The organism is Streptomyces sp. R44 (assembly GCF_041053105.1).
Classification (GTDB): Bacteria; Actinomycetota; Actinomycetes; order Streptomycetales; family Streptomycetaceae; genus Streptomyces.
The window spans coordinates 308,864-334,936 of record NZ_CP163444.1 but is presented as its reverse complement, the minus strand read 5'-3'; the positions used below and the strand labels follow the sequence as shown (position 1 = coordinate 334,936).

Below are 26,073 nucleotides of genomic sequence, written 5' to 3'. Positions count from 1 at the left end.
GGCGACAACCCACCGACTTCACGGACACGCTTCAGCGGCGGGGTGCCGACGCGTGGCAGAACGCCCTGAACGCCGCCGCCCGACGCGTCAGCCGGACGCCCGCCGGACGCGCCAGGACGACGTCCAGCGGCCGTATCTCGTCCTTGATCCGGCGGATCACCAGGCCGCGCCCCTCATAGCTGACGTCCGCGATCGGGCGCTGTATGAGCAGCGAGTATCCGACGCCCCGGGCGACGAGACTGCGCACCATCTCGAAGCTCTCCGTGCGGTGCCGGATGCGCGGGGACACCCCGGCCGAGCTCAGCACCTCGTTGAAGTAGCGCAGGCTGGGCGGGACATCGAGCGCGATCATGTCGTGATCGGCGAGGTCGGCGAGCCGGATCTCCTCCTTCTCCGCCAGCGGATGGGCGGGCGGCAGCAGGACGTACGGCTGGGTCGGGTACAGCGTGTCGTACTCGATGCCGGCCTGGATGTCGACGCCGTAGAGGACGGCCAGCTCGCACGCCCCGTCGAGCAGGAGCTGCTGCAGATCGGTGAGCGAGCCCTCCACGAAGTCCAGGGTCACCTGGGGGCGTGCGGCCTGGAACTCCTCCAGGACGCGGGGCAGGAGGAACGGGGCGATGGTGGTGAAGCAGCCGATCACCAGGCTGCCCGAAGGGGCGTTCCCCAGGTCGCGCATGCCCGCCTGGAGCGCGTCGGCCCGGGCCAGCAGGGACCGGGCCTCGGGCAGGAGGAGCCGGCCGGCCTCGGTCAGCGTCAGCCCCTTCGCCTTGGAGCGCAGGAGCAGTTGTACACCGATCTGTCGTTCCAGCTGGGAGATCGCGACCGACACCGCGCCCTGGGTCACGAACAGCTGCCGCGCCGCGCCCGTCATGGTTCCGGCCTCGGCGCACGCCACGAAGGCGTGCAGCCGGCGAAGGCTGATCCGTTCAGTCATTAGGGAATCCCATAACGCACCTCACCATTCCTTCGTTTTCAATTCGGCGGTCGTGGCGGAGACTTGCAGTACCAAGTCAAGGAGGTTTCGCAATGATGCCGATGAACGAAACGGCCGGCTGCCCGGTGCATCACGGTTTCGACCCGCTTGGTGACGCCTACATCGCCGATCCGTATCCGATCCACACCGCTGTGCGGGAGGAGGCTCCGGCGTTCTACGCATCGGCCATCGATATGTGGGTGATAACCCGGTACGACGATATCGAGGCCGTTCTCAAGGATCCGGGGACCTTCTCCGCGCGGGTCGGTCAGAAGCCGGTGTTCCCCCTTTCGGAAGAGGCGCAGGAGATTCTGAAGAAAGGATTCCGCGCCTACCCGGTGATGTCGGACTGCGACCCGCCGCGGCACACCCGCATTCGCAAGCACAACATGACGGGCTTCTCACCGCGGCGGATCGCGTCGCTGGAGCCCAAGGTCTGGGCCAAGGCCACGGAGCTGGTGGACGCCATCAAGCCCGGGCAGGTGGACCTGGTGAGCGCGCTGACCTATCCGCTTCCGGCGTACATGATCTTCACGTTCATCGGCTTCCCGGACGAGGACATGGACATGCTGAAGAGTTGGTGCGGAAACCGCATCGCCTTCAGCTGGGGACGCCCGAGCGCGGACGAGCAGCGCGAGATCGCCACGAACATGACGAACTACTGGGAGTACTGCGAGAACTTCGTCGCCAAGCGGGCCGCAGAACCGGTCGACGACTTCACGAGTGACCTGATCCGGATCCGCCAGGAGAATCCCGACAGCCTCTCGCTCGAAGACATCACCAACGTCGCGTACGGGCTGAGCTTCGCCGGCCACGAGACCACGACGAGTTTCACCGGAAACGCGATCCGCCAGCTGCTGACCAATCCCGAGCAGTGGGCCGCGATCTGTTCCGACCGCGATCTCATCGCCAAGGCGGTCGAGGAAATCCTGCGGTACGACAGCAGCATCCCCGCCTGGCGGCGCATCACCACCAGGGCGGTGGACGTCGGTGGTGTCGAGATACCCGCCCAGGCCAAGGTGCTGATCCTGCTCGGCGCGGCCAACCGGGACCCGAAGCACTTCGAGGAGCCCGAGACGTTCGACATCCACCGGGGAGACGCCCGCCGGCACCTCGCCTTCGGCAAGGGCATCCACTACTGCATCGGGGCCCCGCTGGCGCGGATGGAAGCCCGGATCGCCCTCGACCTGCTCGCGCAGCGGGCACCGGACATGCGGCTGGTGGAGGACCAGGACTTCGACTTCCCGGCGAACGTCTCCTTCCGCGGCCCCCGGAGCCTGCTCGTCGAATGGCCCGGATGACCCTGCGCGTGCCGCGGGTCCGGCGCGGCCGGTCACGGCCGGCCGCGCCGCTCGGTGACCAGCAAGGTCTGCAGGACCTGCCCGCAGTCGCCCGTCGCGTCGTCGAGCTGCCCGAGGGCGAGCCCTGATCCGTTCGGGCTGGCCGCGGTGTGGGAGCGCAGGCACAGCCACTCCCCGACGGGGTCCCGGTGCAGGGCGAGGGTCACATCGGTGTTGATGACGAGGTTCCCGTGGTGGTCGAGCTCGAAGCCGACCGCCCAGCTGCTGTCGGCCACCGTGAGCGCCCGGGTCAGCGGTGAGTCCGGGGAGCCGGCCACCAAGGGGATGCGCTGCCGGGCCCAGGCGGTCCCCGGACCGAGCGTGTCGAAGCCCGCACCGTCCTCGAAGCGCCACTCCATCGCCGCGATGTAGCCGTCCAGATGGGCGCCCGCCATGGTGTGCGGCGGCTGCGCCCCGGGCAGGGCGGGGGCGGGCCGGACGGGCCGCAGCGCCGGAGTCTCCTCGGGGCTGGCGACGAGCCTCCAGGCACGGGCCAGCAGCACCGGGACGCCGTCGGCGGTGATCTCCCCCTCCAGGATCTCGACGCTGCCGCCCGACCGGACCGTCCGCACCTCGACCCGCAGGTCCGCGACCGGGACCGGGCGCAGCAGCTCCACGGTGACGCGGGCGATCCTCATGCCCGGCCGGGGGGCGTGGCGCTCGAGCGCCCGCCCGATCAGGGCGGAGGGCGGGCCGGCGTGCTGCGACTTCGCGCTCCACGGGCCCGCCGTGGCCGGGGTGCTCTCGTACCGGCCGTCCCCCAGCTCGTGGTAGAAGGCCGCGGGCAGCGTGTCGGGGAACGGAACGAGCTCTGGGTTCACGGGTATGCCTCCGGGTCCTGCCTCAGCGATCTGAGGCGCTCCTGTCTCAGCGATCTGAGGCGTTCTCGCCTCAGCGATCTGAGGCGCTGTGGATGATGTCCGCCTGAGCCACCTCGGCAAGTCTGCCCGTGTCCGGCCGCGTTTCCTCGAGGGCGGTTCCCACCCGGAAGAGGACCGACTCCGCGAACGGGGCGGCGATCAGCTGCGCGCCGATGGGGAGACCGGCGGAGTCCCTGCCCACCGGGAGCGAGAGGGCGGGGAATCCGGTGATGTTGGCGGGAGAGGAGAGCCGGACGTAGGCGTCGGTGACCGTCTCGGTCACGCCGTCCGGCCACCGCACGGTCTCCTGCCCGCGCCGCGCCGCCGTGATGGGGGAGGTGGGGGCGACGAGCACGTCGATGCCGGCGAAGAGCCGGCCCCACGCTCGGCTGATGAGGGACCGGCTGCGCTGGGCGCGCAGGTAGTCCAGGGCGGACACGTGGTGTCCCGCCTCCAGGAGCAGCCGGATGTCCGGGCCGTAGAGGTGCGGTGTCGCGCGCAGGGTCTCCTCGTGGACCGCCGAGGCCTCGGGGGCCATCAGGCCCCACTGCGTCGCCTCGACGTACTCGACGAGCGGCAGGTCCACGGGCGTCACCGTCGCGCCGAGCTCCCGCAGCCGGTCGATCGTCGCGCGGACGGCCGCCTCCACCTCCGGATCGACGCGGTCGAAGTAGTAGGTGACGGGCACGCCGACGCGCAGCCCGCGCACATCCGCCGGGGCCGGCGAGGCCGGGTCCGCCGGAGCGGAGGCGCTGGCGGGGTCCGACGGGTCGTGGCCGGCCAGGGCGCGCAGCACGAGGGCGGCGTCCCGTACGGTCCGGGTGAGGGGGCCGACGTGGTCCAGGGACCACGACAGGGGCGCCACCCCGTGGCGGGAGACCAGGCCGTAGGTGGGCTTCAGGCCGACCGTCCCGTTGAGCGCGGCCGGAATGCGGATCGACCCTCCGGTGTCCGTCCCCAGCGCGAACAGCGCGGTCCCGGCCGCCACGGCCACCGCCGAGCCGCCGCTGGAGCCTCCGGCGACGGCGTCCGCGTGCCACGGATTGGCCGTCTGCGGGGTGAGCAGTCCGTAGGCGAACTCGTGGGTGTGGGTCTTGCCGATCAGGATCGCGCCGGCGTCCGTGAGCCGCGCCGCCACCGTGCTGTCCCCGCCGGGCATCCGGCCCGCCCACGCGCGCGAACTGGCCGTGGTGGGTATCCCGGAGACGTCGATGAGGTCCTTGAGTCCGTACGGAATGCCGTGGAGCGGCCCGCGGTGGACGCCTTCGCGGATCTCCCTCTCCGCCTGCCGCGCGGCCCGTCGCGCACGGTCCGCCACGACGGTGACGTAGGCGTGGAGCCGGTCCTCGACGGCGTCGCACCGGTCCAGGACGGAGTCGACGAGTTCCACGGGGGACAGGGTGCGGGCCGCCATGGCCGCCGCCGCGTCCGCGACGCTGAGCTCAAAGGGTCGCATCGAAGGCTCCCGGGGCCGCGGGGGAGGGACCGGTCGTCGCCCGGAAGACCGGGGCCGGCGCGACGCCCGCCAGGTCCAGGGTCCGCAGCCGGCCGAAGAGCTGCCCCAGGCGGGCGACCAGTTCGGCCACCTCGCCGGGACGGAAGTCCGGTGGCGGAGCGCGTCGCACGGTCGGACGGGACGGTCCCGCAGCGGCCATCATGGTTCCCTTCCGGGTGATCGGAGCCGGATACCTTGGATCACGAGCGGAGCCGGGGACGGCGGGGCCGTCCGCGGCTCACCTGTGCCGACGTGCCGCTTCCCCGCCGACGCGAAGAGCGCGGCTCACCTGTGCCGACGTGCCGCTTCCCCGCCGACGCGAAGAAGCCCGGTGGCCCCCGACGGGGGATTCCGGAGGCCACCGGGAGAGCAGGTGCCGCGCGCCCGGCCGTTCACGGCCGGAGCGCACGGCGGTGCGGGGACCGTCCCTACAGGTCGATCGTGACGTCGTAGGACTCCAGCCAGGCGTTGAGCCAGAGCGGAACCTCGAGGTCGATCCGCGTGATCTGGGTGCTGGCCGTGCTGATGCCGCCGTCGAGCCGGCCGCGGACACGGTCCTTGTCGAGGAGCGGCAGGATCGGCGCGTCACCACCGCTCAGCACCTCCGCGAGCCGGTCGCGGAGCTTCTTCTCGTAACCGGAGTCCTGCGTGCTCGGGTACGGCGCCTTCACACGCTTCACGATCGACTCGGGCAGCACGTCGCGGGTGGCCGCGCGCAGCAGGCTCTTCTCCCGGCCGTCGAACGTCTTCATGGACCAGGGCGCGTTGAACACGTACTCCACGAGGCGGTGGTCGCAGAACGGGACGCGGACCTCCAGCCCGACGGCCATGCTCATGCGGTCCTTGCGGTCGAGGAGGGTGTTGAGGAAGCGGGTCAGGTTGAGGTAGCTGATCTCCCTCATCCGCTTCTCCAGGCCCGTCTCGCCCGGGAGGACGGGCACTTCGGCGATGGCGTCGCCGTAGCTCGACCGCCGGTAGCCGGGGATGTCGAGCTTGCCCAGCAGCCCGCCGTCGAACAGCGGGGTCCCGTCGTAGAAGGGACCGGGCGTCGAGGTGAGCCAGGGGAACGTCTCGGCCGTGAGGACCTCAGGGTCGTGGAACCAGCTGTACCCGCCGAAGAGTTCGTCCGCCGACTCGCCGGACAGGGCCACGGTGGACCGCTCCCGCACCGCCTTGAACAGCAGGTACAGGGAGGGCCACAGGTCGCCGTACCACATGGGCGGCAGGTCGGTGGCGGCGAGGACCGCGGCCCGGACGCCGGGGTCGCTCAGGTCGTCGCTGTTGAGCAGGATCTCCTTGTGCTCGGCCGCCACGTGCTGGGCCAGATCGCGGACGAACGGGGCGTCCGGGGTGCTCCGCAGGGGGTCCGGGACGAAGTTCTCCGCGGCTCCGACGAAGTCGACCGAGAACGACCGCACCGGTCCGCCGCCCTGTGCGGCCAGCGCCTTGGCCGCCAGCGCGGTCACCGCGGAGGAGTCCAGTCCGCCGGACAGGAGGCTGCACAGCGGGACGTCGGAGATCAGCTGCCGGCTGACGGTGTCGTCGAGGAGTCCGCGGACCGCCTCGATCGTCGTCTCCAGGGAGTCCGTGTGCTCCTTGGCCTCGAGCGCCCAGTAGCGGCGCTTGACGAGCCCCTGGCGACGGACGCGGACCGTGTGACCCGGACGGATCTCGTACATCCCGGTGAAGATGGCGTGCTCGGGGGTCTTCACCATGTCGAGCAGCTCGCGCAGGCCGTCGGCGTTCACCCGGCGCGGGATCTCCGGGTGGGCGAGGATGGCCTTGGGCTCCGAGCCGAACAGGACGCCGTCCGCCGTGGGGTAGTAGTACAGCGGCTTGACGCCCATCCGGTCACGGACGAGGAGCAGCTCCTCGTTCCAGACGTCCCAGATGCCGAAGGCGAACATGCCGTTCAGCTTGTCGACGACGCCCTCGCCCCACTCCAAGTACCCCCGGAGGACCACCTCGGTGTCGCTCTCGGTACGGAAGCGGTGTCCTCGGGAGATCAGGTCCGCGCGCAGTTCGCGGTAGTTGTAGATCTCACCGCTGAAGGTCAGCACCGCCAGCGTGCGCCCGTCCTGCTCGGCGGTCATCGGCTGACGCCCGCCCTCCAGGTCGATGACGGAGAGACGCCGGTGACCGATGGCGGCGTGCTGACCGATCCACACGCCGTCGGCGTCGGGACCGCGGCACGCCATCGTCTGGGTCATGGCGTCGACGATGGCGCGCTCCTGGGTGAGATCGCGCCCGAAATCTATCCAGCCCGCAATGCCGCACATAAGCGACGTTCTCCTTAGGTAGGCGGTCGAGAGCACCTGGCTCATCGAGGTGGTCCGGGAAAGAGAAGGGGAGGCACCTCTCGCCGGGCCGGCCCGCTTCTGCGGGCGCGACCGGGCGAGGGGGGAAAGCGGTGGGGCAGGCGACCGAGGCGGACGGCCGCCCCGGTCACGGTGTGGCTAGGAGGACTTCGGCCATGTGAACTTCCCCGCCCAGTGGGCCCAGGCCACGAGGACCGTCAGGACGGCCGCCAGCCCGCCCAGCACCATCACCGTGGAGGGCGAGGAACGGTCGAGGACGGCCCCTCCCACCAGGGCCCCGAGGGAGATGGTGGCCTGGAAGGAGGCGGTGAACAGGACGGAGGACGCCTCGGGGGAGTCGGGGGCGGCCTTGGAGAACCACGTCTGGGAGCAGACCGGGACGGCACCGTAGGCGACGCCCCAGACGACCAGCAGCGCCACCGCGCCGGCGTCCGACTGTCCCAGGACGGGCAGGAGCAGGGTCGCGGCGGCGATCAGGGCCGCCGCCGCGGCGAAGGTGGACCGCGGATAGCGACCCACCATGGATCCGCCGAGGAAGTTGCCGGCGATGCCGGCCGCACCGTAGATGAGCAGGTAGATCGTGATGAGACCCGAACTGACGTGGGTCACCTGCTCAAGGAAGGGGGTGACGTACGTGTACGTGCCGAAGTGGGCGAGCACGACGAGGAAGGTCATGACCAGCGCGAAGCGGGTGTTGACGCTTCGGAGCATGCCGCCGAGGACATCGAGGCGCGTCGCCTGGTCGGAAGGGAGGGGCGGGACGACGACGAGGAGCAGCACGAGGACGGCCAGTGTGAAGCCGCCCATGACGAGGAACGCCGTCCGCCAGCCCGCGATGTCGCCGATGAACGTGCCCAGCGGTACTCCGAGTACGGAGCCGAGCGGTACGGCGGAGAAGATCACCGAGGTCGCGCGGCCCACGGACTTCGCGGGAACCAGCTGACCGGCGAGTCCGGCCCCGATGGACCAGAAGCCGCCGATGGTGACGCCCACCATGACACGGGAGATCAGGACCAGCCAGTAGCTCGACGCGGCGGCGGCAAGGAAGTTGGCCAGCGCCAGCAGCAGGATGAACACGCCCAGCATGACCCGCCGGTCGATACGTCCTGTGGCCACCGTGACCACAGGGGCCGAGACCGCGGCGAGGAATCCTGGCATGGTCATCATGAGACCAGCCATTCCGTCCGAAATGGTGAAACTCGATCCGATCGACGTGAGAAGGCCGATCGGAAGAATTTCGGTCGTGACGATGGAGAAGATCCCCAGCATTACCGAAACGACGGCCAGCCAGGAGATGAAAGGCGAGCGCTCCGGCGGTGCGGGAGATTGGACAGAAGGGGTGGTTGCTGTGGACATGAATCCCGTCCTGAGTTGGGCATCACATGGGGTGTGTGACCTCTAGTCCAGCAGGAACGGGCACCATCTTCTGGCAGATTCCCGACACCAACAACCGGCCCCATGAGCTGCCGAGGGCGGCCCAGGTGCGGACGCGGAGTCACCGGTTCCAGCATTTCCGCAGCTCACAGGGCTGCTCCAGTGCTCGGCGGGGGCTGGCCGCCCCGACGCGGCGCACGGAAGTCCCTGCCTGATCCGCGACGACTTAGCCAAGTCGATAAACCGTCCGCCCGGGAAAATCGTCGTCTGACGGTTCACGTCGCAAACCTGCTAGACGGCGACTCGATTTCGATGTTGTTCTGGTTCTCCCGCGTCGCATACCGTCCGATGCGCCGCCGCGGTGGACGCGTCGGTCCGACGAGACCGTCCGTTGAATTGAGGAGAAGTATGTTCGAGTCAGACGAGGAAATCCGAAAGAACGTGCAGGAGAAGGCGGTGGGACTCGACCGCGACGGTGTCGCCGCACAGGGGAAGGAGGCGCAGCGCAGGTACGACGCCAGTACGCCGGGGTATTGCTTCGACCTGGCCGTGCGACGGGAACAGCTGGAGCAGTACGCCAAGGAATGGCAGCGCGTACTCGACGAGATGACCGCTCGCGGCCTCGAACGCTACCTTCCCGTCGACGAGAAGGTCTGACGGGCCGGCACCGTCCGCACCCCGCCGCCACGCACGTCGCACCCGGCGCCGGGGCACCCGTCAGTGGATGTCCCGGCCGTTGTCCGAGTCCGTCAGCGGCGGACCTAAAAGGCTGTCCGCTGACTGTGGTGCGAGGGCGTGACCTGTGTCAACGAAGTCTGACCGGCTTGGGCAAGCACTCGGGTTCCGCTGGCGGAGCCGACCGCCTCAAGCTGGCCCGTCGTCGGCAGGAGCCCACTCTGCGCGATATCCCGGGCGATCGGAGTAGGCGGTTGCTGCGAGGACCCGCAGCGACCAGTCGATGCTGTGGCTGTCGTGGTCCTGGGAATCGGCGTGTTCCGGGTCGCGCCAGGTGGCGAGCAGGTCGCGGCGCATGGCGATGGTGCGGGCCGGGGAGTAGAGCGCGGCAAGCGGGTTGTCGGGGGACAGCCCTTCGGGAAGCCATGACAGGGGTGGCTGGTCTGCGGCTGCCGCTTCGTCGGCGTCGATCTGCTCGTGCAGCCAGGTGATCAGTTCGGCAGTCATGCCCTGCATGATCTCCGATGCCGATGCCGATGCCGATGCCGATGCCGATGCCGATGCCGATGCCGATGCCCATGCCCATGGGCCAGAACAACAACCACCTGCCCGACTGCCGCACTGAGGACCGTTGCGGTATCAGCCGGCGAACGGTGGCTGGGGCAGGCCCTGTCCCGCGTCGGGCACGACGAGCAGGGAGCCGGACAGCGGGTGCGGGCGGTCCAGGCCGGTCCGTGCCGTCGTCACGTACAGATCGGTGAGGCCCGGCCCGCCGAACGCGCAGGCCGTCGGCCTGCGAACGGGCAGTTCCAGCACCCGGTCGAGCGCTCCGGAGGGCGTGTAGCGGCGCACCGCCCCGCCGTCCCACAGTGCCACCCACACACAGCCGTCGGCGTCGACGGCGAGCCCGTCGGGGAAGCCGGCGCCGTCCTCGATGACGGCCAACGGACGCCGGTTCACCGGGTGTTGGGTGGACGGATCGACATCGAAGACGTCGACGCGGCGCGTGGGGGAGTCGATGTAGTACATCCGGAGCCCGTCGGGGCTCCAGCCGGTCCCGTTGCTGACGGCGACATCGCCGAGGACCGCGCGGACCGTGCCGTCGGGCGCCAGCCGGGAGAGCGTGCCGCCGCCGGGAGCCTCGTCGTAGCGCATGGTGCCCGCCCACAGGGCCCCGTCCGGTGCGACGGCGGCGTCGTTGCCCCGACGGCCGGGCACCGGCTCGCGGTGCAGCCAGCTGAACGCCCCCCGGGCGTCGTACACCCCCACGCCGTCGCGGAGGTTGACGACGAGGCCGCCGTTCACGCGCGGCTTGGCCGCGCCCACGTGCTGCTCGGTGGCGAACACGGTGCGGCGCCCGGAGGCAGGGTCGTACGTGTGCACCCGGGAGCCCAGGATGTCGACCCAGACCAGCCGCCGGGCGGCCGGGTCCCAGGTGGGTCCCTCGCCGAGCTCCGCTTCCTCCCGTACCGCGACCTCGATCATGCGGGGCTCCGGTACCCGAGGCGCTCGGAGAGCTCGGTCGCCCCCTTGACGGCCAGCTCCTCCAGCTCGGCGCGGCGCACCTCGCTCCAGCGGATCATCGGCACGGAGATCGACAGGGCGGCGACCACCCGGCCGGAGCGGTCCCGCACGGGGGCGGCCACGCAACTGACGTCCGGATTCGATTCGCGGCTCTCCAGGGCGACACCCCGCCGCCGCACCTCGGCAAGGGCAGCGCGCAACGCCGCCGGATCGGTGACGCTGTTCGGCGTCATCGCGACCAGCTCGGCGCCGTCGGGGATACGGGCGGCCAGCTCCTCCTCGGGGAGCGAGGCGAGCAGCATCTTGCCGACGGAGGTGCAGTGCGCGGGGAGGCGGCGGCCGGCGGCGGAGACCATGCGCACGGCGTGCGTGGAGTCCACCTTGGCGATGTAGATGACGTCCGTGCCCTCCAGGATGGCGACGTGTACGGTCTCGTCACAGGTCTCGGCGACGTTGCGGGCCACCTGTCCGCCCTCGGCGGCGAGGTCGAGCTGCTCCGCGTACCGGCTGCCCAGCTGGTACGGCCGCACGCCGAGCCGGTAGCGTCCGGGCTGCTCAGGGACCGGCACCAGGTACGAGCGGGCGGCCAGCGTGGTCACCAATTCGTGGACGGTGGTGCGAGGGAGCTGGAGCCGGCGCACGATCTCGGGGGTCGAGAGCGTTCCGTCCCCGTCGAGGAAGAGCTCCAGGATGTCCAGGGCCCGGGTCACGGCAGGTACGAGGCGTCCCACGACCGCCTCCTCCCTTTCGTTCGAAATCTCAACAGTCGACCGGAATGACGAACACAGGCTACTGACAGGGGCCACCCCTGTCAGCAGCTCGCCCCGAAGTGACCGACATCGGTCAGCCGATGACGTCGACGGAAGGCCCGACCGACGGCAACCCCCACAGCTCCAGGGACCCGCCGACCAGGTCCGCCAGGAACTGAACGGCGCCTCCCGTGTAGTGCCACCACCCGCCATTGCGGGAGGCCACGGTGACGCCCCACGCATCGGGGCCGGCCTCGCTGGTGCGCCAGAGGAAGTAGTCGCCCTGGTTCGACGTGGCCCAGGGCAGCAGTCCTCCAGGAGCGGGAAACGGGCGCAAAGGGACGGCCATCTCGGCGTCCTCGCACCACTCGGCAAGGATCTCGAGATCGTCCGGGTCCTCGGCCCAGTCCTTCTCCCGCCCGGGGGGCGGGAAACCGACGCACAGGAAGTCACCGAAGATCAAGGACGGGTAGCTCTCGGCGAGCAGCTTGAAGTCCGAGGGCAGCCCCACGCCCAGGCATTCCTCCACCTGGGCCCAGCCGATGCCGGAGGGAGCCGTACGCCGGAAACGCGCGAGATCAGGTGCGACCCGTTCCAGGGCCGCAACCGCCGAGGCGGGATCGGTCAGTCGCTGATGAGGCACCTGAGTGCCAAGGAGAGCGTCCACGGGGACAGACTGCCAGGCCCGGGAACCTCATCACCGCTCGCCGTCGCTCCAGACCGCGGTCATCACCACGCCGGTGATGCGCCATCCGTCGCCCGTACGGGACAGGTCGAAGCGGTACGTGCCACCCAGCGTCCACAGCGAGCCGTCGGCCTTACGGTGGGTGGCCTGGAAGCCGGCGGTGCACACCGCCCCGTCGCCGTCGCCGTCGCCGTCGCCGTCGCCGCCGCCGTCGACGGCGACCAGGTGGCCGGTGAGGAGATGCTGGGTGGCGGCGTACGCGCCGAGGCCCTCCCGCCAGCCTCGGACGATCTGCGCCGGGGCGAGGGTGACGGGCTCGCCGCCGTTGAGGCTGGTGTAGTCGAGGGTCACCTCGTCCGCGAACACGCCGGCCAGCGCGTCCCAGTCGCGCTGGTCCGCGAACCAGGCCATGCGGTTGCAGGTGTCGACGACGTCCAGTCGGTCCATGGTGATCATCCTTTGCGCGGTGGCCGGCCGGGGTGCCCGGCGGCACGGAGGGTCGGTCGCAGGTGGCTGCGTGGAGTGCGATCATGCCTCGCGGGGGAGTTGCCTGTGGTGCCGGTGAGTACGCTCGTCAGGCAGCTGGATGCCCCGTACCCGTCGCATACGCCTTAGGTTAGGCTGGCCTTCCTTTTATGTGGGGGTCGGGGCGTGAGGGTTCGGGTTCCGGTGCCGCAGATGGGAACCCAGACGACGGAACGGGCAGAGGTAGGGCACAGGTGAGAGACGGTGACCGGGCTCGTGCGCGTCGTGCCCTTGGCGAGGCGGGACGCCCACGCGGGCGCGACGGGGACGAGAGCGACGGCCCGGCGCCGGGGATGAGGCGTCGTGGATAAGATCGCGCTCACCGCCGGAGCCCTGTACGTCATCGTCCTGCTGCGCGCCTCAGGGACATTCGCGGTCGGATGGCTCGCCGGCGCCGGCGCCCGGCGCAGCAGGTTCGCCGGGCGGCTCTCCTCGGCGAAGGTCCAGCGCGCCGAGCGGGCGATCCAGCGGTGGGGCGCGCCGGTGGTGGCCGTCTCCTTCCTGACCGTCGGTTTCCAGACCGCCGCCAACTTCCTCGCGGGCAGCATGCGCATGCCGTTGCCGCGCTACCTTCCCGCCCTGTTCGTGGGCGGAGCGGCCTGGGCGCTGATCTACGCGACAGCGGGGCTCGGCGTACTCGAAGTGCTGGAAAGGCTCTTCGCCGAGCGGACCGCCCTCGGCGTGTCCGCCGTGGCCGTCCTCCTCCTCGCCGTGTGCGCGGTGGTGGTGTACCGCAGACGAAGGGCGGTCCTGTCCTCGGGCGACACGGTGTCCGACGAATCGTGAGCCGTCCCGCGAGGGCCCGGGGAGAAGCGGTGCTTCTCCGATTCTTCTCCGCTGCGGTCTGAGCGACAAGATCATGCGCGATCCCGGCAGCCTGCCCCCTCCCCGGAACGGTCACCTACTGGCCGGCGGTGTCGTTGCCGAGCCGGAACCCCACGGTCAGCCGAGCGAGAGCGGGAACCGCACGCCGGTCCCGGACAGGGCCACCCGATCCGCGGCGCTCGGCAGGCGGCGGCCCGTACCCAGCAGCAGGGCGTCCGTGTCGGAGAGTTCGGCCGGGAAGGGCGCGCCGGCGATCCGCTCAAGCAGTTCACGCGCGGCGGCCACGCTCTCCGCGGGCGGCCGCTGCGCCTCGTGCAGCTGCGCCACCAGGTCCAGATGGTGCAGCGTCCACTCCAGGACGTACGCGGAGAGGTAGTCGCCGACGGTGAGCACCTCGCCCCGTGTTCCGACCGCGAGGGCGGAGTCGGCGAGCACGGCGGCGCGTCCGGCCGCGGAGCCGACGTCGTCGAGGTGGAACTTCAGCAGGTCCGGATCCTCGTACGCGGCGGCGAGCCGTACGGTCAGCGCGTCGAGCGGGTCGTCGCCGGTCGGCGGCACCTCGGCGACCTCCCAGTAGCTCGCGGCGTCGCGCGTCGGCGGCGTATCGGCGGGTGTCGCGAGGGTGATCAGGACGTCCTGGGCATCGATGACGAGGTGGCACACCAGATCGCGTACGAGCCAGCCGGTGCAGCCCGACGGCCGATCGAAGTCCTCGTCGGCGAGACCGGCGACGGCCTCGCGCAGTGCGGTCCACGAGCGTGAGAAGTCGTCCACGCCCGCAAGCTACCAACCCGGGCGGGTCTGCCGGCGCGCGGTCCGGCCGCATCAGTCCGAGGTCCTTCGCAGACGGCTGGATCGGTGGTCGCCATGCCGCGGGGCCGCGGGAGCGGCCGCCCGGCGGGCCGAGTTCCGGCCGAAGCCGGCGGCTCAGCCCCCGTCGACGAGGTGCTGGATGCCGGGCGCGTAGAGGTCCGCGAGCCGATCGGCGGTGGCGTGCGCGGTGGCGCCGTCGGGGCGGTGGAGACTCAGGGTGGCGCCCAGGCCCAGGAGTTGGCCGGCGACCAGCTCGGCGCGCAGGCGAGCGTCGGGACCGGTGAGGACGGCGGCGAGCCGGTCGGTGACCTGCTCGCGGAAGCGGGAGCGCAGCAGGGTGCGCTCGTCCTCGATGCCGAGGGAGAAGACCACGCGCAGAAGGGGGTCGCCGCGGAGCCGGTCGCGGAGGTCGACCATGGTCAGGACGAGGTGCCGGCCGAGGCCGGGAAGCGGAGCGTCGAAGAGTTCGGCGGCGGCCGGGCGGAAGTCGACGACCGTGTTGAACAAGGCTTCCTTGGTGCCGAACCGTTTGACGATGAGCGAGGGGCTCACCCCGGCCGCCGCGGCGATGCCGCGCATGGTGACCTCGGCGTACGGCTTGAGCGTGAACGCCCGCCGTGCGGCGCGGATGATGGCATCGCGTCCGGTCTCCGGGCCCCCTTCCGGTCCCCCCTCCGCTCCGTCCCCGCGGAGTTCTCCGGCTTCACGGTGGACGGTTCGCTCCGTGCCGGCCGTGGCCGGGGAGATGGGTTCGTCGGCGGTGCTCATGCGTTCCCTCGGACGGCGCTGGTGGGCGGTGACACCGTGACCGTACCGCCCGACCGCTCGCCGTCGCGCGGAGTGCCCCGGCTCGGCCGGTCGGACGGCAGGAAGAGGGTGGCGACGAGGGCGGCAAGCGCCGTTCCGGCTGCGATCAGGAAGATCAGCAGGTAGGCGTGGAGCGTCGGCGCGGTGCGCCCGTCCACCACGAAGGTCACACGAGCCAGTACGGCGGTGACCACGGCGCTGCAGCAGGCCTGGCCGACGGAGCGCATCAGGGTGTTGAGGCCGTTGGCCGACGCGGTCTCGCTCACCGGGACGGCCCGCAGGACGAGGACGGGCAACGCGGAGTACGCGATGGCGGTGCCGCAGGCGACCACGGTGGCGCCGGCGACGATCAGCCAGAGGCTGTGACTGGTGAAGAAGCGGACCAGATAGCCCAGGGTCATGACGACCGCCGCGAGGGCGAGCGCGGTGCGGGGCCCGTACGAGGCGGAGATCCGCGCCGAGAGGGGCGACAGGGCCACCATCGCGAGTCCGCCGGGCAGCAGGCAGAGTCCGCTGACGACGAGGGAGGCACCGAGGCCGTAGCCGGTGCTCGTGGGCTCCTGTACGAGCTGGGCGGTGACCAGGGAGTTGGCGTAGAAAGAGAACCCGATGAGCAGCGCCGCGACGTTGGTCATCAGCACGGCGGGCCGGGCGGACACCCGCAGGTCCATGATCGGGGACGCGGTACGGAGTTCGTACCAGCCCCACAGCAGACCGACGGCCACCGAGGCGCCGAACAGGCCGAGTGTCAGCGCCGAGGTCCAGCCCCAGACGGAGCCCTGGGTGATCGCCAGGAGCACACCGACGAGGAGGACGGCGAGGCCGAGCGTGCCCGGCACGTCGAAGCGTCCCCGGGAGCGCACGCCCGACTCCGGCACGATCCCCAGCACGAGCAGGAAGTCGAGCAGGCCGAGGGCGGCCGATGCCCAGAACATGGTGTGCCAGTCGAAGTTCTCCGTCACGACGGCGGCCAGGGGCACTCCGATCGCCGCGCCGATGCCGAGGGTGGAGCTCATGAGCGCGATCGACGGCAGGACACGCTCGGCGGGGAGTTCGTCGCGGATGATGCTGATGCCGAGCGGGATCACCGCGAGCGCCGCGCCCTGGAGGGCCCGGCCGGTGATCAGTACGCCGATGTCGGAGCTGACGGCACAGAGTACGGAACCGAGGGTGAGCACCCCGAGCGAGGCGAGCAGGACCCGCCGCTTTCCGTACATGTCGCCGACCCGGCCGAGTACCGGAGTGAACACCGCGCCGGTGAGGAGCGTGACGGTCACGAGCCAGCCCGCGGCGCGCGGGCTCGCTCCGGTCAGCTCGGGCACGTGCGGCAGCAGGGGTACGACGAGGGTCTGCATGACGGCGACGACCATGCCGCAGAAGGCGAGGACGGGGACGACGAGCCGGGAGGGGGCAGGTCCGGACGTCGTGCCCGGTGAGGGTTCGGCGGGGGGCATCGTGCTCCAGGGGACGGCGGGGTGCACACTTGTTCACCCCCAGGGTGTACAAGTGTGCACCTCTCGTCAAGGCCGGGGCACGGCACCCCGCCCCGCGTATCCCCCGTGGTGCCGCGTGCGGTGGGGCGGGTGATGCTGGGGACATGGGTGGCGCGTTTCCGCGAAGGCCGTCGCCCGCCTACCGGGCGGCGGCGCGGCGGGCTCTCCGCGTCACGATCACCGCCACGGCCGGGTTCTATGTGCTCCTCTACGGCTTCGACTCGGCGACGGGCGCCACGTACGCGCTCTTCGGCGCGATCGCCATGGCCGGGCTGTCGCATCTCCCCGGCTCCGGGCGCCAGAGGGCCACGCTGCTGCTCGGCGCGGTACCGGTGTGCTGGATGTTGATCACGCTCGGCACGTACCTGTCCGCGCGCACGTGGAGTGCCGTCGTCGGCATGCTGGTCGTCGGGTTCGCGCTGGCGTTCACGGCCGTCGGAGGACCACGGTTCGCGGGGGCGGCCACAGGGCTGCAGTTGATGTACATCCTGCCGTCGTTCCCGCCCTACGACCCCGGCTCGCTCGGCGAACGCCTGGCAGGGGCGACCTTCGGGCTCGTCCTGCTGATCCTCGCGGAGCTGACCCTGCTGCCCGAGCCGGCTGCCCTGCCGTACCGGGAAAGGGCCGCCCGGGCCGCCGACTGCGCGGCGCGCTGCGCGGACCGGCTGAGCTCCGCCCCGTACACACTGCCGGAGGCCACGCTGCGCTCCGCCCAGACCCTGAGCACGGGTCTTCGTTCCTCCCACGTCCCGGAGGCCGAACGGCCGGCCGGAGCCGGTCTGCGGCCCAGGGCGCTGGCCCACGTGGGCCTGGTGACACGGACCCTGCTCGGCCGGCTGACGGTACTGCCACCGCCTCCCCGGGATGCGGTTCCGCCCGGCGAAGCCGGAGGTGGGGCGGGGGTGGACGGGGGAGCGGGAGGTGCGGTGCGAGCGGACGGGGGAGCGGGAGCAGAGACGTACGGGCCGGCGGGAGGAGGCGTGGGCCGGGAAGGCCAGACCGGGGCGTCCGAGGCCCCGCTGTGCGCTGTTGCGGATGTGGCGAGGGAGGCCGCCGCCCGGCTCCGTGGCGGAAGCCCCGACGGCCGGGCGCATGCCCACCTGCGGCAGCTCCGTCAGGCGCTGACCACAACGGAGGACGCCTCTCCCGCCGTGCTGCGGCGCAATGCGGCGCTCCTGGAGGTGACGGACGCGGCGCTCGCGCTGTCCACCGCCGCCGACATCGCCGTACGGGGCCGAGCGGCCGACGCGCCGGCCCCGGGCCGGTTCTGGTACGCGCGGATGCGGGCGCCACAGTTGTGGTGGCGCCGCCTTTCGGGCCACGTCGGCGGCCGGTCGGTGTTCTTCCAGAACGCCGTACGGATCAGTCTGGCCCTGGCGGCGGCCCGGTTGATCGCGGGCATCGACACCCTCCCGCACGGCTTCTGGGTGCTGCTGGCCACCCTGACGCTGACGCGCACGACCGTACGGGAGACCCGGACGACCGTACGGACGGCACTGACCGGCACGCTCGTCGGCGCCCTGGTCGCGGCGACGCTGCTCGCACTGGTCGGCACCGACATCGAGGTGTACGCGGTGGCACTGCCGCCGCTGATGCTGGTCACCTTCACCCTGGGGCCCGTGAAGGGCGTCGGGTGGGCGCAGGCGCTGTTCACGGTGGTGGTCGCCGTCGTCTTCGCGCAGCTGGCGCCGGCCACCTGGCAGCTCGCCGAGTTCCGGCTGCTCGACGTGCTGACCGGCAGCGTGATCGGAGCGGTCTTCGGACTCCTGGCCTGGCCTCGGGGCGCCCATGACGAGCTGCGGCGGTCGGTCGCGGAGTTGCTGCGGATCGCCGCCGAGATCGTCGTGGCCACGACGGGGCAGGTCGCGGCGGGCGGCCGGCGCGTACCGGTGGCCACCGCGCCGGGCCACCGGTCGCTGCAGCACGCGCTGGTCATGGCGGAGTCGGCGTACGCGCAGTACCAGAGCGAACCCAAGGAGCCCCGTCCGCCGCCGGTCGGTCAGGACTGGCAGGCCGCGCTGATCGCCGGACACCACACCCTGTGGGGCGCCGACCGGCTGCTCGTACCTCCCGAGCCGGTCGTGGCTCCGTCGCTGGGGAGAGAGGCGGCGGAGGCCGTCGTACGCACGGGTGAGCGGGTCGCGGCGAGCATGCTGCTGACTTCCGCCCGGTCGGATCCCACCGGCGACCCGACCGAAACGCCGACACCACTCCCCACCCCGACGCCCTCAGCCACCCTCCCCGACGACCCGCGGGGCGCACCGCGCGCGTACTACGCGACGGTGTCCTGGCTGTCGTCACTGACGACGGACTTGGCACGGCTCGTAGGCGACGGCGTGAGCGCCCCGTCGGCCATCGGCGACGGGCCTGCCGCGAATCGCAGTGAGCCGAGCTGAAACGAGCGGCCCAGGTCGGTGAAAATTGGGCGACCGGGCCCTGGCGCAGCGTCCAGGATGACCCCATGAGTCAAGATCTGGTGACGTTCCTCAACGCGCGGCTGGACGAGGAGGCCGACCTGGCCCGGCGCTGCGGCGGATGCGGGGAGTGGGCTGCTCAGGGGCACACTGTCGACTTCTGCCAAGGAGAACTCGCCGGATTCCACCCCACTGTCGCCCTCCACGTGGCGCTGCACGACCCGGCTCGCGTTCTCCGAGAGATCGAGGCCAAGCGACGCGTGCTCGCCCGCCATGAGTTCAGTCCGGCCATAGGTGACCCGGAACTACCGTGGGACAACCGCGATGATTGCCAGTACGACGGCGAGCCCGGGCCATGCGACGACGTGCTCGACCTCGCCCTACCGTATGCCGATCATCCTGACTATCCCAGACGCCCCTGAGCGGAAACCGTTCACGGAACAGTCCTTAGCCTGCGGCACTCGATCTGCCGCGTTTCCTGGTCGAGTGGGTCACCATGCGCAGCGCCACTTGTGAGGGCGACCGGCGGTGAAGTGCGTTGGATCTCGCCCGGGTTGTCCGAACGCAGAGATGACGTGACCACCCACGCACCCACAGGACACAGCATCATCCGGATCTGTGGGCGCCGAGGACCACGACCGCCGCTGACCCGGTCCAGCGATGCACGTCCTCACCGATGTGCGCGAGTCGGGCGGCAATCGCTTCGCCCGGTGTGTTGTAGTCCGCGGAGTTATTCCTGCCCTTGCATTGGTGGCTGGAGGAGATGAGCCATCCGACGCCGCGAAGGATCCCGAGAATGAGGAGAACGACCACACCGGTAATGATCGGTGGTAACAGGGTTCGACCTGGCGCATGCGAGTAAGCGTCCACGCGACCACGGTTCCACCCCCAGTGCTTCGTGCACCTGAGTATGCGTACTCAGACGTCATCTCATTTGGTGAGTCGGCGTTATCGAACGTGACTGGGTGATGTCGGATCGTTCGCCTGACGGCGCGTGTAGGTCTAGTCCTGTGGCTGTGAGATACGCGCAGGGCGGCGACTAGACCGAGCCCGAGAGGGCCTCCGATCTCCCCCGGAGGACGGAGGAACACCTTGTGCCCTGGGTGGATGCGCGGAGCGCTTGTCCCTCGGCAGAGTAACGACATGCGTCGACGTATTGAATCCAGCATGTCGTACATCAGCCCCTCGCTGACCGTCAGGTGGGCAGCGATTGCGGGCGTTATCGGCAGCCTTCCCTACGTGACGATGAAGCTCTACTGGTCATGGGGCGGAACGGCGGGCAAACCGGTGGGCATGAGTATCGCCGAGGAGTTCAGGAAGAATGGAGCTCCCCAGGTTCTTGTATGGCTGGAGGAACACGGGATCGACTTCACCGCCGTGGGCACCGTTCTGGGAATCACGCTCCTTGGAGCCCTCACCCGACCATGGGGACAAATCTTCCCGCGCTGGGTACCCGAGCTGCGTGGACGGCGGGTCCCGCGATGGCTGCCCCTTGCACCCGGATGGGCCTCGACGGTGGCCCTCACTCCCTACGGAGGCCTCGGCCTGGTGGTGATTGCGACCGGTGGACTCTCCACGGCAAATTTGGCCGGCATGTCCCCCTGGGTCTTCGTTGTCGGATTCGTAAATTTCTTTTCTTTGGGATTGTCCCTCGGAGTGTGCGCCTTGTCCTACCAGCGTCGGACCAAGTTGATGGTGCAGCCCTGAATCGGTGCCCACATGGCCGACGGCCAACCGGTGATCGGTTATCCATGGTCAGGCCAGTTCCGGTGAGGCATCTGTCGACCGGGTGCGGCCGGTAAGGGATCTACTTAAGGCTTCGCTTCGCTGCCTTGGCCATCTGGCCGCCGGGGGGGCTTGCGGCGGCGAGGTTGGCTTCGATGGATGGTCTCATCGGCTGCATCAGGTGAGCGCAGAGGTTGTCCCAGACCAGCACGAGCCGACCTTGCCGGGCCTGCGCCGGCGTCGGCCGCGGTGTGAACGGATCGGCGGCATGCGCTTCACCACCGGAGTCAGCGCCTGACTGTCGTGGAGGTTGGCATCGGGGATGCAAACGGAGATGGGCTTGGCAAACCGGCGGTGAGCCGAAGTCCTGACGGGCCGAGCGGCTCAGCAGACGGCAGCTGCTGCCACGCCCTTGAGGTCGCCACGAACACGCGATGGCAGCCGGCACCTCATGGCCACCGTGCTGACGCCCACCGCCAACCCTTCGGCCGCGAAGGTGCCTGCGACACCACGCTGGAGCAGGCCCCACAACTCACCCGGGCATCAGCGGCTCAACGAGCTGCCGGGGCCTACAACCCACTGAGCCAATCGAGATGACTTCTTACGGGGCTCATTCTCAACGGGCGACTGAAAAGCATCGTTTCTGCTGTCGCATGGCCTCGTAACCTGCCATCCGGCATTGGAGTGAGGTGTCGTGTCTCGCTGCCCCTGTGTGGTGTTTGATCAGACGACGGGCAAATCTCTGCCGCGTCTTTCAGAGCTCTTGAGGAGTAGCTATGCGTTCTCTGGCCGCGTCTGTTCTGGCCGTGGGCATCCTGCTGGGCGGCGCCGGTGCCGCGCTCGCCCACGACGGCGTCGGAATCGGAAGCTTCTCCGAGGGCAGCGCCGCATTCAGTTCGCACTGCTCGGCGACCGGTGTTCCGTCCGTCTACGGAACGATTTTCACCGCCTCGTGTTCGGAGAAGGGCTGGGAAGAGGGCGCTGAGGGCTACTACCTCGGCGCTCACTGACCTGCACCCACGCCCGGCGACAGGTAGAGACGAGAACACCCCGCGCATCCCGTGCCTTTGTACGGCTCGCGGAAACGGCCCGCCCTCGCATGCGAGGGCGGGCTCATTGTTGTGTGATGGCACACCATGGTGATGAGTGCGCGGTGATCGATACCGTCGGAGGAGTCGAGTGACTGCTTAGCAGTCAATTGATGGGGGGTCCGTCAGGTGCTCGTGTTCTGCTTACCATCGGCGGAGACGGCGCGTTCGGCGCGAGCCGATCAGCTTGGGGGGACATCCAGGTCGATCGGCGGCAACCCCCAGGGTTCCAGGATCCCGGTGCAGTACTCCGCAAGGAACTGGACTGCACCGCCACCGTAGTGCCACCAGGCCCCGCCGCGAGAAGCAACCGTGACGAACCAGTCCTGCGGAGTTGGCCCTGTCGTACTCCACATGAACTTGTCGCTGTCGCACGACTCGCCCCAGGGCAGCAACCCACCGGGAGCGGGGTGGGCCAGCAAGCCAGGACCGGGTTCCAACCAAGCAGTGGCAAGCAGTTTAAGGCTGTCACGGGTGCCCTGCAGAATGCGGCCTTCCTCGCCCGGTTCAGGTAGTCGGACCAGGAGGAAGCCCCCGATGTCGAAGGTCGGGTACCACTCCGCGAGGTACTTGAAATCGGAGGGAAGCCGGGTGCCCAGGCCGTCCTCGAACCCGGCCCAGTCGATCACGGCCCGCGCGGGCCGACGCAGATCCGTCAATCCAGGGACAGCACGCTCCAGCAGCGCGAGAGCCTCCTCCGGATCGGCTATGCGACGCTGCGGCGTCTGCGTGCTGACCAGTTCGTCTTCCATGAACCGCAGCCTGGCACACGCATCCCACGTCCCCGACGGGCGGGCTCACCAAGGGTCCTCTGATGCCAGGAAAACCTGCCCGCCCCATGTAACCAGAGTCATCAGAAACCTCCCCTTAAGGGGCGTTTTGTACCGGCAGAGGTGCTGGGTGGGCTCTTGGGTGGGTGACCTGGCTGTGAAGGTTGAGGCTGGTGGGTCGCCTTCGTAGCATCTGTGGCGGGTGACGACGGTCGAGGGTCCGTTTCGGTTCCTTCGCTCCTGTCTGATCCCAAGGCGCCCCCGCTCACCCCTATTTGCGCCCCGTAGCCGATGGGCTGGTCCCGGTACTACCGAAACCTGCCCCGACAGCGGCCGTACCCAAGTGACCTGTCCGATGCCCGGTGGGAACTTCTGGAGCCCATTCTGTCGGCCTGGCGGGCCGAGCGGCGAGGGAAGGGCCTGAACATCGGGCGACCACCCGAGCGCGACCTCCGCCGGATCATGGACGAGGTGCAACGCCGACCGCACCGGGATCCCGTGGAGGTACCTGCCGCACGACTTCGCACCGTGGGAGACGGTCTACGGCTACTTTGCGGCCTGGCAGAAGGACGGAGTCTTCGACCAGCTCAACGGGCTTCCTCGCCGCTTGGTCCGAGAGGCCGAGGACCGCAACGCCGAACCGACCGCTTGCGTGCTGGACGCGCAGAGCGTCAAGACCTCCGCCAACGTTCCGGCCTCGGGGCAGGGCATCGACGCAGGCAAGAAGATCGCTGGCCGCAGGCGCCACATCGGGGTCGGCACTCTCGGCCTCCTTCTGGCCGTCTGGGTCACAGCGGCCAGCGTCTCCGACAACGCCGGCGGCATCCGCCTGCTCTCCGGCATCGCCGCAGCCCAGCCGCGCGTCACCAAGGCGTGGGCCGACACCAGCTACCGCACCAAGGTCATCGAACATGGCGCCTGCCTCGGCATCGACGCCGAGATCACCCAACGCGAGCCGGGCCAGAAAGGGTTCAAGGTCATCCCACGGCGCTGGGTCGTCGAGCGGACGTTCGGCTGGCTCATGCACCACCGCCGCCTCGCCCGTGACTACGAAACCCATCCGCACCGCTCCGAAGCGATGATCGGCGTCGCAATGATCGACCTGATGAGTCGCAGGCTCAGCCGGGAGTCGACTCCGAACTGGAAGGACGGATAACCGCTCCGGCACGCCGGCCGAGGCCGGGCACGGCTATGAGGCACCTGGTCGTCGAGCAACGCTGAGCCGCGCGTCTTCGCCCCTCATGGCCTGGGGCCAGCGTTCATCGATCACTGCCGCCGCCTCACGGCAGGCGCCGCAAGCGTTCTCCCGCTCCGGTAGCCACCAGGAGTCAGACAGCGACATGGCATCTTGCTCGATGCCGCACAGGGTCTTGTCGAAGATTCCGAAGGCGTGCGACACGTCGGCGGGCAGGCCGTCCGCAACGGCTCTCTCCCAGCGCATCTCCATCGGCAGGTACGGCGGCCGCGCGATCTCGAACCACTCACCACCCACATGCGTGACGGCATGGCACCACAAGCAGGACCAGAGCTGCTCTTCCCAGGCAGTCGGCGGCACCGGCCACTGCCACATCGCTTGACCACAGACATCGCACTCCACAGGCGGATCCTCACATGCCGGCGCAGTCCGCCCCAAGCGGTCGACATCGCGCCAGTTACCAAACGCTCCCGTCAGGACAAAACGCTCCTTTAATCCTGCTCGACCCGCTCAGGGAGCCCAGGGGCTGTGGTGCACACGCTCGAGTTCCCCTGACGGTGGTGCCCGCCGGCTCTACGGCGCCAGGCGGTGGATGCCGGCGTTGATCGCAGAAACGCCCTCCTGGCCGACGGGCCACGATCCAGATCTCGGCCGATGTCGACCAGGAGCTGTCTCCCGGAGCATGGAATGTGATCGCGGCAGTCCTTGGCGTTCGGCTACGGTCCGAGCATGTTCGTTGTCACCGTCACTTACACGGCACCGCTCGAAGAAGTCGACCCATGGAGACCGGCCCATGGCGACTGGCTGAACCGGCTGATATCCCAGCGACTGCTTCTTGTTGCCGGGCGCCAGGTGCCTCTGGTCGGCGGGGTCTACCTCGCCCCCCAGATGCCTGCCGAGGAGCTTGACCGCCTTCTCGCCACTGATCCCTACGTCCTCAATGGCGTCGCCACGCACAGCGTCGTGGAGTTCACTCCGCTGCTGGTCGCGGACGGTTTGGAGGACCTCAAGTCCCAGGGGTGAGCAAGTTCTCCGGGCGTTGAGCGAAGCCGGAGTGCCGCTGCGGGCACGGCCTCCTCTAGCGGGGCGCGTAGGCCTACCACCGCCGCCAGTTGCTGAACCGATCGTCGCGGAGCCGTCAGGTGTCGTAGTCGCCGCTGTCCCACGGCTCGAAGAAGGCCATGTAGTCGCCCGGTTGTAGTTCGACCGCCCACTCGTCGTCCTCGTCGTCCGGCTCACGAAGGACGAGGCCGAAGGTCGTGCCGAAGCGCTCGACGGCGAAGGGCGCGACCTCGATGCGTTCGAAGGTCACCGGGCCGAGCTCGTGAAGAAGTCGTTCGTACCGTTCGCGACGCGCATCCTTGTCCATGGTGGCGCGTGGCCCGAAGTGGTCGATGACCGCTTCGATGAAACGACCGGTAGCGTTGAAAAGGAACAGGGCCACAAACTCGCCGCCCGCCTCCGTCCCGATCGCGGGAACGAAGGGCGTGGTGAGGAAGAACTGCCGTCCGTCGGCTGTGCGCCCCACATGCTGGGCGTGGTAGTCGTCATGGTTGATGGCGACGAGGGCCGGTGGGCTACCGGACATGGCTTCCTCCGTGGTCCACCGCGCGACTGCAGGTCGCCGAGGTGGTTGGTTCAGGCTGTCGAGCGCCTTGACGATCATGTGGTCAACCCGGCCGATGGTAGACCTCGGCCTCCCTGGGCTCGCCACCTCGACCGGTGCCGCACCACGCTCGGCCTTCTCAGTCGACGTGCCACAGGAAGCGATGGGTGTGAATCGCGAAGTAGGGGAAGCTCTCCACGGACGTGACACCCTCGACGACGCGTACGACGTCGTTGACGAAGTCGAGGAGATCGCGGGGCTGGCCGCACACCACCTCGGCGAACAGGTCGAAGCTCCCCGCGGTCAGAACCGTGTACACGACTTCGTCGTGCCGGGACAGTTCGTCGGCGACCGCCCGGGGGTCGCCGTCGACGTGCAGGCCCAGGAGGGCCATGGTCTGCTGCCCCTGGGTCATCGGATCGGTCACGCCGACGACCTGGACGGCCTTGCTGTCGATCAGCCGCTGCAGCCGGAGCCGCGCGGCCGAAGGCGAGAGCCCCACCTTCGGCCCGAGGTCGGAGTACGGGATGCGGCCGTCGACCTGCAGCTCCCTCAGGATCGCCTGGTCGATCTCGTCCATGGAGCACCTCTCTTTGCATGAACGGCGAGCCGCACACTTGATTCGAGCACAATGACGCATTCACGCGCTCGAATCAAAGACGGGTGCCATGCGTGGCAGGGGCCGGTGCCCTGCCGGCCCGAGCGGGCTGTCACTCTGCTTCTCAAGCCCTCGGCAGCCGCTCACCGGGTGCGGCGGTTCCCGTCACGTGTGGGCCCGGCCGTGAAGCCCGGAGCCCGGGTGTGCATGGTGTCCCG

General features: G+C 69.7%; 27 protein-coding genes and 2 pseudogenes. 10 read left to right on the top strand and 19 right to left on the bottom strand.

Features of this window, described 5'->3' with window-relative positions; translation table 11 throughout:
• Positions 1-31 precede the first annotated feature (31 nt).
• Positions 32-937, bottom strand: a complete 906-nt coding sequence (locus tag AB5J54_RS01665) for a LysR family transcriptional regulator (RefSeq protein ID WP_369142049.1) — start codon at positions 935-937, stop codon at positions 32-34.
• Positions 938-1,032: 95 nt separating this feature from the next.
• Here AB5J54_RS01665 and AB5J54_RS01660 point away from each other — a divergent pair, with 95 nt between their 5' ends.
• Complete coding sequence (locus tag AB5J54_RS01660) at positions 1,033-2,277, top strand: cytochrome P450 (RefSeq protein ID WP_369142048.1); 1,245 nt, start codon at positions 1,033-1,035, stop codon at positions 2,275-2,277.
• 32 nt (positions 2,278-2,309) lie between these two features.
• On the opposite strand, the gene AB5J54_RS01655 is transcribed toward AB5J54_RS01660, so the two are convergent.
• The 5 genes from AB5J54_RS01655 to AB5J54_RS01635 form a co-directional block, all read right to left on the bottom strand.
• Positions 2,310-3,137 carry a thioesterase family protein gene (locus AB5J54_RS01655; RefSeq protein ID WP_369142047.1) on the bottom strand — a complete coding sequence of 276 codons (828 nt, stop codon included), beginning with the start codon at positions 3,135-3,137 and terminating at the stop codon, positions 2,310-2,312.
• A gap of 70 nt (positions 3,138-3,207) precedes the next feature.
• Entirely contained in the window at positions 3,208-4,632 is a 1,425-nt protein-coding gene (locus tag AB5J54_RS01650) for an amidase (RefSeq protein WP_369142046.1), read from the bottom strand.
• The gene (locus AB5J54_RS01645) at positions 4,619-4,801 is read right to left on the bottom strand and encodes a hypothetical protein (protein WP_369142045.1); all 183 of its coding nucleotides are present in this window, start codon (positions 4,799-4,801) and stop codon (positions 4,619-4,621) included. Before AB5J54_RS01645 ends, AB5J54_RS01650 begins: the two co-directional genes overlap by 14 nt.
• A 298-nt stretch (positions 4,802-5,099) precedes the next feature.
• Complete coding sequence (asnB, locus tag AB5J54_RS01640) at positions 5,100-6,950, bottom strand: asparagine synthase (glutamine-hydrolyzing) (protein ID WP_369142044.1); 1,851 nt, start codon at positions 6,948-6,950, stop codon at positions 5,100-5,102.
• Positions 6,951-7,127: 177 nt separating this feature from the next.
• Positions 7,128-8,258, bottom strand: coding sequence for an MFS transporter (locus AB5J54_RS01635; protein WP_369142043.1), 1,131 nt, complete (start codon positions 8,256-8,258; stop codon positions 7,128-7,130).
• Here AB5J54_RS01635 and AB5J54_RS01630 point away from each other — a divergent pair.
• Both AB5J54_RS01630 and AB5J54_RS01625 read left to right on the top strand, forming a co-directional pair.
• On the top strand, positions 8,146-8,391 hold the full coding sequence (locus AB5J54_RS01630; RefSeq protein WP_369149626.1) for a hypothetical protein: 246 nt from the start codon (positions 8,146-8,148) through the stop codon (positions 8,389-8,391). The genes AB5J54_RS01635 and AB5J54_RS01630 overlap by 113 nt on opposite strands.
• 380 nt (positions 8,392-8,771) lie before the next feature.
• Positions 8,772-9,020 (top strand): hypothetical protein, encoded by a 249-nt coding sequence (locus tag AB5J54_RS01625; protein WP_369142041.1) that lies wholly within the window; start codon positions 8,772-8,774, stop codon positions 9,018-9,020.
• A gap of 207 nt (positions 9,021-9,227) precedes the next feature.
• Here the strand turns inward: AB5J54_RS01625 and AB5J54_RS01620 are convergent, their stop codons facing one another.
• The 5 genes from AB5J54_RS01620 to AB5J54_RS01600 all read right to left on the bottom strand — a co-directional run bounded on the left by AB5J54_RS01620 (position 9,228) and on the right by AB5J54_RS01600 (position 12,443).
• Positions 9,228-9,545 (bottom strand): DUF6221 family protein, encoded by a 318-nt coding sequence (locus AB5J54_RS01620; protein ID WP_369142040.1) that lies wholly within the window; start codon positions 9,543-9,545, stop codon positions 9,228-9,230.
• Positions 9,546-9,677: 132 nt separating this feature from the next.
• Positions 9,678-10,523 (bottom strand): SMP-30/gluconolactonase/LRE family protein, encoded by an 846-nt coding sequence (locus AB5J54_RS01615; protein ID WP_369142039.1) that lies wholly within the window; start codon positions 10,521-10,523, stop codon positions 9,678-9,680.
• Positions 10,520-11,293 carry an IclR family transcriptional regulator gene (locus AB5J54_RS01610; protein WP_369142038.1) on the bottom strand — a complete coding sequence of 258 codons (774 nt, stop codon included), beginning with the start codon at positions 11,291-11,293 and terminating at the stop codon, positions 10,520-10,522. The genes AB5J54_RS01615 and AB5J54_RS01610 overlap by 4 nt, the downstream gene beginning before the upstream one ends.
• Before the next feature lie 112 nt (positions 11,294-11,405).
• Entirely contained in the window at positions 11,406-11,978 is a 573-nt protein-coding gene (locus AB5J54_RS01605) for an SMI1/KNR4 family protein (RefSeq protein ID WP_369142037.1), read from the bottom strand.
• Between the two features lie 30 nt (positions 11,979-12,008).
• Positions 12,009-12,443, bottom strand: coding sequence for a nuclear transport factor 2 family protein (locus tag AB5J54_RS01600; RefSeq protein ID WP_369142036.1), 435 nt, complete (start codon positions 12,441-12,443; stop codon positions 12,009-12,011).
• 381 nt (positions 12,444-12,824) lie between these two features.
• Here AB5J54_RS01600 and AB5J54_RS01595 point away from each other — a divergent pair, with 381 nt between their 5' ends.
• The gene (locus tag AB5J54_RS01595; RefSeq protein WP_369142035.1) at positions 12,825-13,307 is read left to right on the top strand and encodes a DedA family protein; all 483 of its coding nucleotides are present in this window, start codon (positions 12,825-12,827) and stop codon (positions 13,305-13,307) included.
• A 156-nt stretch (positions 13,308-13,463) separates the two neighbouring features.
• On the opposite strand, the gene AB5J54_RS01590 is transcribed toward AB5J54_RS01595, so the two are convergent.
• The 3 genes from AB5J54_RS01590 to AB5J54_RS01580 all read right to left on the bottom strand — a co-directional run bounded on the left by AB5J54_RS01590 (position 13,464) and on the right by AB5J54_RS01580 (position 16,420).
• On the bottom strand, positions 13,464-14,120 hold the full coding sequence (locus tag AB5J54_RS01590) for a maleylpyruvate isomerase N-terminal domain-containing protein (RefSeq protein ID WP_369142034.1): 657 nt from the start codon (positions 14,118-14,120) through the stop codon (positions 13,464-13,466).
• Positions 14,121-14,273: 153 nt separating this feature from the next.
• A complete protein-coding gene (locus AB5J54_RS01585) occupies positions 14,274-14,927 on the bottom strand; it encodes a TetR family transcriptional regulator (RefSeq protein WP_369142033.1) in 654 nt (217 codons plus the stop codon).
• Entirely contained in the window at positions 14,924-16,420 is a 1,497-nt protein-coding gene (locus AB5J54_RS01580; protein ID WP_369142032.1) for an MFS transporter, read from the bottom strand. The genes AB5J54_RS01585 and AB5J54_RS01580 overlap by 4 nt, the downstream gene beginning before the upstream one ends.
• 143 nt (positions 16,421-16,563) lie before the next feature.
• On the opposite strand from AB5J54_RS01580, the gene AB5J54_RS01575 reads away from it, so the two are divergent.
• The 3 genes from AB5J54_RS01575 (at position 16,564) to AB5J54_RS01565 (ending at position 20,580) form a co-directional block, all read left to right on the top strand.
• Complete coding sequence (locus tag AB5J54_RS01575) at positions 16,564-18,855, top strand: FUSC family protein (RefSeq protein ID WP_369142031.1); 2,292 nt, start codon at positions 16,564-16,566, stop codon at positions 18,853-18,855.
• Positions 18,856-18,920: 65 nt separating this feature from the next.
• A complete protein-coding gene (locus AB5J54_RS01570) occupies positions 18,921-19,295 on the top strand; it encodes a DUF6221 family protein (protein ID WP_369142030.1) in 375 nt (124 codons plus the stop codon).
• 745 nt (positions 19,296-20,040) lie between these two features.
• Complete coding sequence (locus AB5J54_RS01565; protein WP_369142028.1) at positions 20,041-20,580, top strand: hypothetical protein; 540 nt, start codon at positions 20,041-20,043, stop codon at positions 20,578-20,580.
• Between the two features lie 234 nt (positions 20,581-20,814).
• Here AB5J54_RS01565 and AB5J54_RS01560 read toward each other — a convergent pair.
• A pseudogene (locus AB5J54_RS01560) lies at positions 20,815-20,937 on the bottom strand (IS5/IS1182 family transposase); the annotation flags it as partial.
• Between the two features lie 437 nt (positions 20,938-21,374).
• Here AB5J54_RS01560 and AB5J54_RS01555 point away from each other — a divergent pair.
• Complete coding sequence (locus AB5J54_RS01555) at positions 21,375-21,608, top strand: hypothetical protein (RefSeq protein WP_369142027.1); 234 nt, start codon at positions 21,375-21,377, stop codon at positions 21,606-21,608.
• Between the two features lie 260 nt (positions 21,609-21,868).
• On the opposite strand, the gene AB5J54_RS01550 is transcribed toward AB5J54_RS01555, so the two are convergent.
• Positions 21,869-22,438: an SMI1/KNR4 family protein gene (locus tag AB5J54_RS01550; RefSeq protein WP_369142026.1), complete on the bottom strand. Its 570-nt coding sequence runs from the start codon at positions 22,436-22,438 to the stop codon at positions 21,869-21,871.
• A gap of 336 nt (positions 22,439-22,774) precedes the next feature.
• Here AB5J54_RS01550 and AB5J54_RS01545 point away from each other — a divergent pair.
• Positions 22,775-23,612: pseudogene (locus tag AB5J54_RS01545) on the top strand (IS5 family transposase).
• Between the two features lie 33 nt (positions 23,613-23,645).
• On the opposite strand, the gene AB5J54_RS01540 reads toward AB5J54_RS01545, so the two are convergent.
• On the bottom strand, positions 23,646-24,026 hold the full coding sequence (locus tag AB5J54_RS01540; RefSeq protein WP_369142025.1) for a hypothetical protein: 381 nt from the start codon (positions 24,024-24,026) through the stop codon (positions 23,646-23,648).
• 354 nt (positions 24,027-24,380) lie between these two features.
• Between AB5J54_RS01540 and AB5J54_RS01535 the strand changes: the two genes are divergently transcribed.
• Positions 24,381-24,674 carry a YciI family protein gene (locus AB5J54_RS01535; protein ID WP_369142024.1) on the top strand — a complete coding sequence of 98 codons (294 nt, stop codon included), beginning with the start codon at positions 24,381-24,383 and terminating at the stop codon, positions 24,672-24,674.
• 115 nt (positions 24,675-24,789) lie between these two features.
• Here AB5J54_RS01535 and AB5J54_RS01530 read toward each other — a convergent pair whose 3' ends face one another.
• Both AB5J54_RS01530 and AB5J54_RS01525 read right to left on the bottom strand, forming a co-directional pair.
• A complete protein-coding gene (locus AB5J54_RS01530) occupies positions 24,790-25,317 on the bottom strand; it encodes a hypothetical protein (RefSeq protein ID WP_369142023.1) in 528 nt (175 codons plus the stop codon).
• 79 nt (positions 25,318-25,396) lie between these two features.
• The gene (locus AB5J54_RS01525; protein ID WP_369142022.1) at positions 25,397-25,837 is read right to left on the bottom strand and encodes an Lrp/AsnC family transcriptional regulator; all 441 of its coding nucleotides are present in this window, start codon (positions 25,835-25,837) and stop codon (positions 25,397-25,399) included.
• Positions 25,838-26,073: the final 236 nt, after the last annotated feature.